The sequence below is a fragment of the Pseudomonas sp. MF6751 genome (genome assembly GCF_016613265.1).
GTDB lineage: Bacteria > Pseudomonadota > Gammaproteobacteria > Pseudomonadales > Pseudomonadaceae > Aquipseudomonas > Aquipseudomonas fluorescens_BV.
On sequence record NZ_JAENSV010000074.1, the window covers coordinates 1 to 12,361 of the forward strand.

Below are 12,361 nucleotides of genomic sequence, written 5' to 3' on the forward strand. Positions count from 1 at the left end.
CGCTTTCGCAGGCAAGCCAGCTCCCACATTGGATCTTCGTTGCTTTGGGTATTGCGTTCGTTTAATTGATCGGCATTGGGCTTGCCCGCGAAGGCGGTGTGTCAGTCGCTGCATCTGTTGCTGCACTATCGCTTTCGCAGGCAAGCCAGCTCCCACATTGGATCTTCGTTGCTTTGGGCATTGCGTTCGTTTAATTGATCGGCATTGGGCTTGCCCGCGAAGGCGGTGTGTCAGTCGCTGCATCTGTTGCTGCACTATCGCTTTCGCAGGCAAGCCAGCTCCCACATTGGATCTTCGTTGCTTTGGGTATTGCGTTCGTTTAATTGATCGGCATTGGGCTTGCCCGCGAAGGCGGTGTGTCAGTCGCTGCATCTGTTGCTGCACTATCGCTTTCGCAGGCAAGCCAGCTCCCACATTTGATCTTTGTTGCTTTGAGTATTGCGGTCGGCAGTAGGGTAAGCCACCCACCTATGGCCGAAACAACTTGAGAACCGCTCTCAACCCCGTAAAATGCCGCAGCCGTTGTATCACCGTCTTTCAGGGAAGAATCCAGGCCAGTGCGTTTTCAGGCTGCCTTTCTCCTTGGAAAACCCAGCAACGCTGATTTCCTCACCCAAGGAGCACCCTGTGAAGACACTGTCCAAAATCCTGCTGTCGGGCCTCACCGCCGCGGCGCTGTTGACCGTGGCCGGTTGCGCCACCGAGAGCAACCGCGCGATGCCGGTGGAGCAAGTCGCCAGCGCCCACGTGGCCTATTCCGGCGTGCGTGTGCCGATTGCCGTGGGCAAGTTCGATAACCGCTCCAGCTACATGCGCGGCATCTTCTCCGATGGCGTTGACCGTCTCGGTGGCCAGGCCAAGACCATCCTTATCACCCACTTGCAGCAGACCAACCGCTTCAGCGTGCTGGACCGCGACAACATGGGCGAAATCTCCCAGGAAGCCAAGATCAAAGGCACCGTGCAGAAGCTCAAGGGCGCTGACTATGTGGTGACTGGCGATGTAACCGAGTTCGGCCGCAAAGAAACCGGCGACCGCCAGCTGTTCGGCATCCTCGGCCGTGGCAAGACCCAAGTGGCCTACGCCAAAGTCGCGTTGAATATCGTCAACATCAACACCTCCGAAGTGGTGTATTCCACCCAGGGCGCCGGTGAGTACGCGCTGTCCAACCGTGAAGTGATCGGCTTCGGCGGCACCGCCAGCTATGACTCCACCCTCAATGGCAAGGTGCTCGACCTGGCCATGCGCGAAGCGATCAACCGCCTGGTCGACGGCATCAACGCCGGCGCCTGGAACCCGCGTAACTGATCAGCCACACCACAAGGAGCAGTACACGGATGAGCAAGGCAGTGAAGTTAGCGCTGACGCTGGCAGCAATCGCGACGGTAGCCGGGTGCCAGACGGCGCCCCAGCCCCTGTATCAATGGGAGAGCTACCAGCCGCAGGTTTACGAGTACTTCAAGGGCGAGCCCAAGGAAGCGCAGGTGGAAGCACTGGAACGCGATCTGCAGAAGATCAACGCCAGTGGCCGCAAGGCGCCGCCGGGTTACCACGCGCACCTGGGCATGCTGTACATGAACATGGGCAAGGATGACCAGATGGTGCAGGAGTTTCGCACCGAGAAGGCCCTGTTCCCCGAATCTGCTGCGTACATGGACTTTCTGTTGAAAAACGCCAAAGCCGGAGTCGCCACCAAATGAGCCTGTTAAAACTCACCGGCGCCTTGCTGGCCCTGGCGTTGCTCGGCGGTTGCGCCGCACCCAAGACGGTTGATTATTCGGCGTACAAACAGGCGCGGCCCAAGTCGATCCTGGTACTGCCGCCGATCAATGAATCGCCGGAAGTGCAGGCGTCCTACAGCCTGGTGTCGCAAGTCACCTACCCGCTGGCCGAAGCCGGCTACTACGTGTTGCCGATTGCCCTGGTGGACGAAACCTTCCGCCAGAACGGCCTCACCACCGCCAACGATATCCAGGCCGTACAACCGGCCAAGCTGCATGACATCTTTGGTGCGGACGCGGCGCTGTATATCACCATCAGCGAGTACGGCACTCAGTACATGCTGATCTCCAGCGACACCTCGGTGACGGCCTCGGCCAAACTGGTGGACCTGCGCACCGGCACCACCCTGTGGACCGGTTCGGCGCGGGCGTCGAGCGAGGAGGGCAACAACAACGGTGGCGGCCTGGTGGGCATGCTGATCACGGCGGCGGTCAAGCAGGTGATCAACAGCTCCACCGATGCGGCACACCCGATTGCCGGTATCACCAGTGCGCGGTTGCTGTCGGCAGGGCAACGCACCGGTATCTTGTACGGCCCGCGTAACCCCAAGTACGGCACGGACTAAGAGAACACCGCCATTCAACTGTGGGAGCTGGCTTGCCTGCGATAGCGGTGGGCCAGTGCTGGAAAGGCTGCCTGACACACCGCTATCGCAGGCAAGCTCCCACATTGATCGGGGTGAATTTCCAAGGTTTAACCCGAACCCAACCTTCCTCGCGTCTGACCTTGTGAACGGACTATTCATTCACGAGGTTCAGCCCATGTCCCGCCCTCTGCTCTGCCTGCGTCCCGCTGCCCAAGGCTTCATCGTTACCCTGCTGGTAGCGCTGGCCGGGTGTGGGCTGTCTTCCTCTCCCGAGGTGGCCAAACCCGTACAACCCATCGCCGAGTTGCACAGCGCGCCGGTTGAGGGCGCGATGGCCAAGCGTATGGCCATGCCGGCACCGATCATGGTGCGTGAAATGGCGATGATGAATGACCGCAGCGAACCCCGCGAGCAATACGCCAACCTGCCCGACAACCCGGTGCACCGCGTCGCCGAAACCCCGGTCTCCACCTTCAGCGTGGATGTCGACACGGGCAGCTACGCCAACGTACGGCGCTTCCTCAACCAAGGCCGCCTGCCGCCCGAAGGCGCGGTTCGGTTGGAGGAAATGGTCAATTACTTTCCCTATGACTACGCACTGCCCACCGACGGCTCACCCTTTGGCGTCACCACCGAAGTCGCCGCCACGCCATGGAACCCCCGCACAAAACTGCTGCGCATTGGCATCAAAGCCTCCGATAAAACCGTGGCCGAACTGGCGCCTGCCAACCTGGTGTTCCTGGTGGACGTGTCCGGCTCCATGGACCGCCGCGAAGGCTTGCCGCTGGTCAAAAGCACGCTGAAATTACTGGTGGACCAACTGCGCGATCAGGACCGTGTGTCGTTGGTGGTGTACGCCGGTGAATCCCGCGTGGTGCTCAAGCCCACCTCGGGCAGTGAAAAAGCCAAGATCCGCAACGCCATCGACCAACTCACCGCCGGCGGCTCCACCGCAGGCGCATCCGGCATCGAACTGGCCTACCAGATGGCCCGCGAAGGGTTTATCGACCAAGGCATCAACCGCATCCTGCTGGCCACCGACGGCGACTTCAACGTGGGCATCAGCGACTTCGACAGCCTCAAGCAAATGGCGGTAACCCAGCGCAAAAGTGGCGTGTCCCTGACCACCCTCGGCTTCGGTGTGGATAACTACAACGAACACCTGATGGAACAACTGGCCGATGCGGGCGATGGCAATTACGCCTATATCGACAACCTGCGTGAAGCGCGCAAGGTGCTGGTGGAGCAACTCAGCTCAACCCTGGCGGTGGTGGCACGGGATGTGAAATTGCAGGTGGAATTCAACCCCGCCCAGGTCAGCGAGTACCGCCTGCTGGGCTATGAAAACCGCGCCCTGAAGCGTGAGGATTTCAACAACGACAAAGTCGATGCCGGCGAGATTGGTGCAGGGCACACTGTGACCGCGCTGTATGAAATCGTGCCCAAGGGCGAGAAGGGCTGGTTGGAGCCTCTGCGCTATGCCGCTGCGCCTGCGGACGCAAGCCAATCCGCGGAGCTTGCGATGCTTCGGGTGCGCTACAAACCCGCTGCGGGCGGTAACAGTCAGTTGATCGAACGCCCCATCGCCAACCAAACCACCCCGGCCAGCGATGATCTGCGCTTCGCGTCTGCCGTGGCCGCCTTCGCCCAACAGCTCAAGGGCGATGGCCGCTACACTGGCACCATGAGTGTGCAAGACACCGCGAAATTGGCACGCTCGGCCCGCGGTGATGACCCGTTCGGGCTGCGCAACGAATTCGTGCAACTGGTGGAGCTGGCCCAAAGCCTCAAACCCTGATCTCCACCACAACAATGAACCAATGTGGGAGCTGGCTTGCCTGCGATGCAGACAACTCGGTCCATCAGGCACACCGAGTGGATGCCATCGCGAGCAAGCCCGCTCCCACACTTAACCCTGCTTCGGCTGACAAAAAGGAGTTCGCCCACTACATGGCCGTTCCAGATGACTCACCCAGCGACGAATCGCTGCTGGCCCGCTATCGAACCGGTGACGCTGCCGCCTTCGAAGCCTTGTACAGCCGCCACCGCCAGGGCCTGTACCGCTTCCTCGTGTCCCTGTGCAACAAAGCCGAACTGGCCGAAGAAATCTACCAGGACACCTGGCTCAGCCTCATCCGCAGCACCACCCAGCCACAAGGCCGGGCGAGTTTTCGCACCTGGTTGTTCCAGATCGCCCGCAACCGCCTGATCGACCACTGGCGCAAGCACGGCATCCACAACCCCTTGCACGACAGCTACGATGAACAGCTGCACGCCCAGGCCGACGACAGCGACGGCCCCGAGGCGCAACTGACCCTCAGCCGCGACCAGGCGCGCCTCGACGCGGCCCTGCAAGCGTTGCCCGAAGACCAGCGCGAAGTGTTTCTGCTGCGCCTGCACGGCGAGCTCGAAGTACCGCAAATCGCCACCCTCACCGGCGCCCCGCTGGAAACCGTAAAAAGCCGCCTGCGCTACGCCCTGCAAAAATTGCGGCGCCTGCTGGCCGAGGAGGTACCTGTATGACTGACTCCCGACACACCCCAGACGACGCGCTGCTCCAGCACTTTCGTCAACACAGCACGGGCGAACCGCCCGCGTCCCTCGACGCCTTCATCCTCAACGCCGCCCGCCACGAAGCGCTGCAGCCGCAACCCAGCCTGTGGCAACGCTGGCTGCAAGCCTGCCAACGCCCGCGCTGGCAAATGGCATTTGCCACCGTCGCCGGGTTGGCACTGATGATCGGCGTGGTCATGCGCTCCCCCGTGCCGCAACCCGAAATCTCCACCGCGACATTCTCTGCGCTGCACCACGAAGAAGCCGCCCAGCCAGCGCCGCAAGCCTTCTCCGCACCCGCGCCCATGGCCCGGATGGCGATAGCGCCCCGAGTTGAAAGTGCGCCTGCTCAAGCCGAAAGCGCAGTGGCGGATCAGCCAGCGCTGAAACTCAGCAAACGGGCGCTGCCGACGTTGGAAGAGGGTCTGCAGGAAATTGTGAACCTGCGCCGAGCGGGTGAAACCAGGGCCGCGGATGAAAAACTGCTGGCGCTGTACCAACGCTTTCCCGAGGAGGACTTGCCGGCGAGGCTAGAGGCGTTGCAACAGCATTGAACCTGTCGCCAAGAACCAGCCCCAGGCCTGTCGACCTGGGGCTTTTTATTACAACCCGCCGTAGGCCCGGGACCAGGCCACCGTGTCCGTGAGGGTCTGCTCCAGCACACGAAAGCTCAGCCCCAGTTCTTCTTCACTTTTACGGTGGTCAAAGCGGGTACGGTGCTCCTCGCGTATCAACAGCCGCAACGTCGCCATGCTCAGCAAGATGGGCTTTCCAGTCAGGTAAGCGTAGGCCTCTTGCACTGCGGCCAACAGGTAGAGCGCGGGCAGCGGCAGTTGACGGGAGGGCACCTTGACCCCGGCAATACGCCCCAGCGCCGGAATCAGCTGGCGCATGGTCAAGTTGCGACCGGCCGCGAGATAACGTTCGCCCCGTCGCCCGCTTTGGGCGGCGGCGATGTGCGCCCAGGCCACATCGCGGGCATCGACCAGAGAAAAGCTGCCAGGAATCAGCCCCGGCAACTTGCCGTTGATGACGTCCCTGACCAATTGCCCCGAAGACGTCGGCCCACGGTCGCCCGGCCCCCACATCCAACCGGGCAAGACCATGCAGGCGTGCATCTGCGGATGGCTTTCAAGAAACCTCAACACCTCCCGCTCAGCCAGGATCTTGCTGCGGTAGTAGTCATCCGCATCGGCTTCGGCCCGCAGGCACGTCTCGTCGATCGGCGTACCGGGGGCACCGTCGAGCACGGCAATCGACGAGGTATGCACAAACCGTCGCACACCGGCGTCATACGCCTGTTGCAGCAGGGCTCGCGTACCGATCACATTGATCTTTTCCAGTTCCTCCCAATGGCTGCCGCCCTTGTAGTTATCCCGAAAAAACGCCGCGCAGTGAAACACCGTATCGCAGACTTGCAACGCCGCCGAGAAGGCGTCCACATCAGCCATGTCCCCCACCACCAACTCCACGCCCGGCAAATCGCCGAACTGCTGCGCGCCCTTGGCCGCCGAACGGACCAGCGCCTTCACCGCATAACCCCGTGCGACCAGCTCCCGTACCAGGTTATTGCCCAGCAAGCCGGTGGCACCGGTCACAAAGGTGCTGCGCAAGCGATTGGGGTTCGTGTTCATACAGGCCATTCCATTTGTTGAGAAGGCCAGTAGATATACCCGCGAGCCCGCGCCGTAAAAACAGCGCCTACGGCATAATGGCTTTGCACATCTGCACACCAGGGAAGCGCGGAGATATGGCATTGCAGGCAAATTGGGACGATCTTCGACTGCTGCTGGCAGTCTCACGGCGCGGCAGCTTTTTACAGGCAGGCCAATTACTCGGTATCGCGGCCTCTACCGTCTCCCGACGCCTAACCCAACTGGAAACCGCCCTGGGCGAGCCACTGGTGGAACGCGGCGTAGAAGGCTGCCGGCTCACCTCCCGAGGCCAAGCCCTGGTAGACGTCGCCCTGGCAGCCGAATCCGGCCTGCGACGCAAGGCCCCCGTCGACGGCACGCCGGCAACCCTCAGCGGCACCGTGCTGGTGAGCGCCGGCGAAGGCTTTTCTGCCAGCGTGCTCGAGGCCGCCAGCCGCTTCACAGCGCAGCACCCAGGCTGCTCCGTAGAGCTGCAGGTCACCACCGACTTCCACAAAATCGTACGAGGCGTGGCCGACATCGCCATACGCACCGCACACCTGGGCGAACCTTCCCTGATCTACCGAGGGCTCGGCAAACTCGCTTACGGGGTGTTCGCAACCGCCGAATACCTGCAACGGTTTCCTGCGCTAACCCCAGCGACTGCCGCCAGTATCGCCTTGCTGCCACCGCTGGATCTGCTACCGCAAATGCGTGCCGCTAAAGCTGCGGGGCTGGATCATGCGCCGATTAGGGTGAGTTCGTTTGCGGTGCAGCTTGAATCGGTGAGGCGGGGGATGGGGGTGGCGGTGTTGCCGCGTATTTTGGCTACGGGGTTGAGTGAGGTTTTTCAGGAGATAGAACTGCCGGCGATGGAGGTTTATTTGGTGACGCGGCCACAGGCGTTGAAGCAGGGGCATATTCAGGGGTTTTTTGGGGTGTTGGAGGGGGTGTTGCGGGAGGTGTTGAGGGGGGATGGGGAAGAGTGGGTGGCTTAGATGGTGCTTCAGGGCATCGTTCGAAAAAGCCCCAGATTTCACGACGGGGGCTTTTTCATTTCGTATCTGGTGCCCCGGCGGGATTCGAATTAGCATGTTAAATAATTGTTTTTAAACAAATTATTTTATTTTTGTTGTTGGAGGGATACATGCAGGGATACATGGCGCTGCTGCTGAGCGAGAAGGAGAGGTGCTTGGCTATGCTCCTTCTCGCGTGTTGAGCTTACAAAAGCTTACCTTGCAGACTTTTTTCTATCCTTTCATCTGCTGCTGTTGCCTCCGTCTCCGGGCTTTTCTGTGGTTCAAATGCCGGTTCGCTGGCCGCTGACAGATTGCGACCTATTGGTAGGATGCTTCTCTTTACCCTGACAAAATCTGCAAATACACCCAGGATCGACCGTGCCTCGATGGATAACTCAACTGCCGCACTTTCCTTAGCGAAAGCTTTTTCATCCAGCTCTTTCGCTGCGCTAAATAGACTCTGCGCGTTGTGTTCTCGAGCAAAGTACTCGCCTATTAAGTCTGCCCTGATTTTTGAAAGCTCTTGGTTTATATTCTCTTTGGCTTGGCTCGCTAGAGTTTTACCATTGATAACATTCTCGGAAATTGCTCTGAAAGCAAGCTCCAGACTTTGCCTGAATTTTCCGTCGCTGTCGCCGTAAGTTATGCCGTCTTTTACACCCTCAAAACGGAACACCGCATCTTGAAAAGTGAGTTTCTCAAGTGCGCCGTCTAAAGCAATACATGCCAGAGAGGCCGCAGAAAGAAGGCATCGCTGTAGTTGGTTGCTATATTGTGATCTAACTTCCATGCGGTCAGCAAAAAAATGAAACGCCATCATCGCTTTATTGAAAGCAGTGAAGCTTCCAAGGCTTGCAAGTGCCGACTTTGTATCGGATAAGACTTTGATCCAGTCACCGTCGTGTTTATGGTTATAGTTTTCCTGGATGGCTAAATTGAATTCCTCAATCGAGAGTCGCGCATCCACATTGATCTTTTTGTCTAAACGATCTAAAAAACCTTTAGAAAGTACTGAGATATTGTTTTCATGAGCAAATTTAGCCAGTCCAGGGTTTTCGTCTGTAGTGGCAATAATAGCGCGATCACACTTAAGGATTGACTGTAAACCTTTAACCCACAGGATTCTTTCGTATGCTTTGGGCGATCGTTTGTTTTTTACGTCAACAATTGCTTTTATTCGGACGCTAGCAGTTTGCCTGCTGTAAAGCCAGACGTCGATATCAGTTACATCGTTGCCCTCGAACGAGAAGGGCACTGACCTGATTGCATAAAAACCTTGTTTTGAGAAATATGCTCTAACAAGCTCTTCTAACAGTGGACCCTTAGAAATTGCCATATTAGCCACCGCTCCTCATTTGATCTAGTGCGCTTGCAATGAATTGCGTGTCATCAAGCGTATGTTTTGCACGAATTTCTGCACGATTTTCAGCAGGGCCTTTGAAGCTTTTCGCGGCGCCGCCATCCATTAAGAGCGCATCCTGAGCCGGAGCGTTCCCTTGGATTATCGTCCTTGCGAGCTCTCCGACATCTTTCTTTAACAGAGTCATAGTATATCGGTTACCAGCTTTCTTTGTTACTTTAATTACCTGTCTTTTTTCAAGCTCTTTATAATCTTCACCAATTGCTGCAACGCCTCGTTCGCCACCTACTGGATGTCCAGATATAAGTTTTCTTAAAAGAGCGTCGGGTAAAGTAATATTTCCCCGTTTATGTTCGCTGCGGGTCATGCCGTAGGTCAAAGATGCCATAAGTGCTTTGGCGTCGTCGATTGGATCATCTTCGAAAGGTCGACCAAACTTCTGGAAAGAATTTGGTGATGTTAGATATCCAATAACCTCTGTGCTGTTGCTCACCTCAAGTCGGTCAAGTAAACCAATTCCAACTAAGCGCTTGAAGAGTACAGAGCCAAGTATTCTTTCAGCTTGTTTGTCGTCGATAGCACCTTTTTTATTAAGGTGATCCTGTAGCTCACGATAGCTCTGACTTTCAGCCGCATTTAGCGACTGAAGAAGTTGATACGCTTTTTGAGCGTAGTTTCCACTTCGAAAATTATTGTTGTTGAATAAAAGGACTAGGCCTTTGTTTTCCGCTTGGTCAAGAATAGCGGTAGATTTGCATATGTCGACCACGCTTGAGGCTTTGTCATTCGCAAGTTTGAAGTTATCTGAAATGTATTCAGTAGCCTCTGCTCTAGTAATCGGTTTTTGAGCGACCAACTCAGATAAATGAATTGCGGCCGTTTCCTCTTTGGATGGCTCGCAGTCATCGAATATCTGAGAAGTAAACTCTAAAACTGATCGGGCGGTAGCCCCTAAAATTGCAATGGATTTATTTTCGCCTATGTCTATTCGGCCTTCTCGCTCTAATAGCTGCAAGCCAGACTCGCGGGATGCTCGGTCAATATTATTAAGTTGACAAATCGTCGTAATATCTTCCGAGTTTAACGTCTGCATGGATGAATCTAGAGTGTTTCTTCTGAGCAGATTGTAAAGCCTCCCTGTCTTACCTGCGTATTGAATATTTTCTAATCGGCTCGCACCAGTAATGCCGTCTAGGCATTTTGACTGTGCTAGAAGCCAAGCCCCTTTTGTCTGCTCGTCCATAAGTATTCCTGTGAGCTTGCGGTCTAGAAAACTGTCGCGATCAGTTGGTGGCGAATCGCCTGTAGTGGCTGATCCTTCAAGACGTGAGAAGCCTTGTCAAGCAAGATGAAGCCACTGGATTAGCACTAGTGCCCTAAGCAACAAGGATTTTTCCGCAGGAGCGTTACTCGGCGGGAGCGTTTGCTGCAGGGAATCGCAGGTATTTCTGATGTGGTGTGTCTGGCTAAAGGCCCCTTGCGTACACGGCTTTCGGTTGTTGCAGGTATGCGGAATTACCGTCCTATTTAGACCGTAGGTGTGGTGGGGGGACAACGGCGCGCGCTGGGTGGAGCGCGAGTAACCCAGTGCTGATTTGTCTGATCAGTGGGATCAGTGGGATCAGTGGGATCAGTTGCGCCATTTTTTCTCACATGACTGCCTAATCGCATCACCATCGACCAATCATTTGCATTCGCGCAGACAGCCGGCAATACGTCATACGGGGACGTTGGCTAATAGCTCTAGGGCTGCACCGACACGAAGCGAATGTTCATGAATAAATGCTGTTCGTCATTGGTTGCCTCTCGCGAAATACTATTTGGGTCGAGGGATACCCTTCAACATGGCTTTCATAGGTAATGCGCCCTTTCCCCTGCCCCTGTATTTCGGTCTTTGGGAGTTTCAGGCCCACTTCGCCTTAACGCAGCCATTGCCCTTAAGCCCTTAAGTAAGTCGTAAGTGCGCATTGCCTAGCCATTTCATGATTCGTATTGCCCTCGGCCAAACGACGGTCGGCTAGCAGCTCCACGACAACAGCGCATCCTAATTAAGCACTTTCATTAAAACTGGTGCCAATCATTATTGCTGCATTTCTGTTCGCTAAGGCTCGACGTACAACGTGCGTAATGTATCCCACTGATTAATATACTGTACTCTCTACAATCAGGTTATGTGGCTAACTGTAGGTACACCATTTTAGGTTTTGGCCGCAAAGCATTTGGTGAGTATGTTTTTATCAGTCTCAGCCTTAAGTCATCGTAAACTATGCCGTCTACTAGGCAATGCGTAGCTACCTGTGGATTTTTACGATGAAGTTCGACATAGAATTTCTTTACCCAACCAACTACAATTTTTTTAATTATCTCTTCATGTTTGCCGGTAGCTTTATTGGGTAGAAATCCAAATACATTGAGGAAAAAACCTGCGAATTTCGCTCCTTTGAAATTTGGAAATTCTTCCATTCTTTTGAACTCTTCATAGACAAGGCGTCGAAACTTAAACATAATAATCTTAGCCGCCGGTCCTTTAGAAGAGAAGGCGCCGAATATTTCTCCCCATAATGTGTTGTGGTGTATCCACCATGCCAGCGCCCAAGGCTCCTTGATTGCAGCAGCCCTTTGAATAATTTCAAAAATTAAATTTGCAATTTGATCGTAGTGATTTCCAACTACGCCGTCTTTCTTAAGTGTCAAATGCTTAGGAATACCAAGATTTTCTAATGCGGCTATAATGCTCTGTATGAAGCTCACTGCAACGCGCAATTTTTTTATTGAATCATCATTTATTGAATAATCGACAACTCCGTTAAGTCTATATAAGTCGCTAACCATGCTCTCAATATTATCAAAGGCATGCCAAAGAGATCTCGAACTACCCCAGAAGTCGCTGTTAACCTTGTCCTTGTACGTCATCAGCACAATCCTACAGTAGGCTTCCCATTGAGACGCATCAAGGGAGTTGCCCCCCCACAGGTCCAACTCGAACATTGAACCGATTTCCTCCACCATCTCATGCTGCGAAAACATTGCGTGGCTTAAAGGTTTAAAATGACCTATTAAACCTGAGTTATAGTCTCCGGCCTCTTGATATAAAAAAGATTCTTTATTCATTATTGCGCAATTAATAATATTTTTCGAAAAAACATCAATGTTGATTGAGTGTTTTTCCGCATCCTTAACTGCGAGATATATTTCCAATGCTGTCCCAGGTGACGACTCGACGATGGCCTTACAAAATTTCTTTTCAGAAATGAGCATCAGAATATCTTCAGCATACGATGAGGTTGCGGAACTGCCAAAAATAGCCCGGCGGCCGCGAAAACTGAGTGCAACACCTGACCTTTCCGGTACGGTGCTGCCCCTATGTCCTATTCCGAACTCAGCGTCGAAGAGCGCGCCATCATTCAACTCAGTCAAGCTCAAGGCT

11 protein-coding genes are annotated in these 12,361 nt (G+C 55.2%); 7 read left to right on the forward strand and 4 right to left on the reverse strand.

Features of this window, described 5'->3' with window-relative positions; translation table 11 throughout:
• The first annotated feature begins 627 nt into the window (after positions 1-627).
• The 6 genes from JJD66_RS27120 to JJD66_RS27145 all read left to right on the forward strand — a co-directional run bounded on the left by JJD66_RS27120 (position 628) and on the right by JJD66_RS27145 (position 5,475).
• On the forward strand, positions 628-1,308 hold the full coding sequence (locus JJD66_RS27120; RefSeq protein WP_005783620.1) for a CsgG/HfaB family protein: 681 nt from the start codon (positions 628-630) through the stop codon (positions 1,306-1,308).
• 29 nt (positions 1,309-1,337) lie between these two features.
• A complete protein-coding gene (locus tag JJD66_RS27125; protein ID WP_005783622.1) occupies positions 1,338-1,700 on the forward strand; it encodes a DUF4810 domain-containing protein in 363 nt (120 codons plus the stop codon).
• A complete protein-coding gene (locus JJD66_RS27130; RefSeq protein WP_005783625.1) occupies positions 1,697-2,347 on the forward strand; it encodes a DUF799 domain-containing protein in 651 nt (216 codons plus the stop codon). Before JJD66_RS27125 ends, JJD66_RS27130 begins: the two co-directional genes overlap by 4 nt.
• A gap of 196 nt (positions 2,348-2,543) precedes the next feature.
• Entirely contained in the window at positions 2,544-4,166 is a 1,623-nt protein-coding gene (locus tag JJD66_RS27135) for a vWA domain-containing protein (protein WP_200649449.1), read from the forward strand.
• Between the two features lie 152 nt (positions 4,167-4,318).
• Complete coding sequence (locus tag JJD66_RS27140; protein WP_200649450.1) at positions 4,319-4,891, forward strand: RNA polymerase sigma factor; 573 nt, start codon at positions 4,319-4,321, stop codon at positions 4,889-4,891.
• Positions 4,888-5,475 (forward strand): hypothetical protein, encoded by a 588-nt coding sequence (locus JJD66_RS27145; protein ID WP_200649451.1) that lies wholly within the window; start codon positions 4,888-4,890, stop codon positions 5,473-5,475. The genes JJD66_RS27140 and JJD66_RS27145 overlap by 4 nt, the downstream gene beginning before the upstream one ends.
• A gap of 48 nt (positions 5,476-5,523) precedes the next feature.
• Here JJD66_RS27145 and JJD66_RS27150 read toward each other — a convergent pair whose 3' ends face one another.
• Positions 5,524-6,555, reverse strand: coding sequence for an SDR family oxidoreductase (locus JJD66_RS27150; protein WP_200649452.1), 1,032 nt, complete (start codon positions 6,553-6,555; stop codon positions 5,524-5,526).
• Positions 6,556-6,671: 116 nt separating this feature from the next.
• Between JJD66_RS27150 and JJD66_RS27155 the strand changes: the two genes are divergently transcribed.
• Positions 6,672-7,553 (forward strand): LysR family transcriptional regulator, encoded by an 882-nt coding sequence (locus JJD66_RS27155; RefSeq protein WP_200649453.1) that lies wholly within the window; start codon positions 6,672-6,674, stop codon positions 7,551-7,553.
• 223 nt (positions 7,554-7,776) lie between these two features.
• On the opposite strand, the gene JJD66_RS27160 is transcribed toward JJD66_RS27155, so the two are convergent.
• The 3 genes from JJD66_RS27160 to JJD66_RS27170 form a co-directional block, all read right to left on the reverse strand.
• Complete coding sequence (locus tag JJD66_RS27160; RefSeq protein WP_200649454.1) at positions 7,777-8,910, reverse strand: hypothetical protein; 1,134 nt, start codon at positions 8,908-8,910, stop codon at positions 7,777-7,779.
• A 1-nt stretch (position 8,911) separates the two neighbouring features.
• A complete protein-coding gene (locus JJD66_RS27165) occupies positions 8,912-10,177 on the reverse strand; it encodes a hypothetical protein (protein WP_200649455.1) in 1,266 nt (421 codons plus the stop codon).
• A gap of 926 nt (positions 10,178-11,103) precedes the next feature.
• On the reverse strand, positions 11,104-12,361 hold a 1,258-nt coding region (locus JJD66_RS27170), incomplete at its 5' end, for a hypothetical protein (protein ID WP_234452354.1).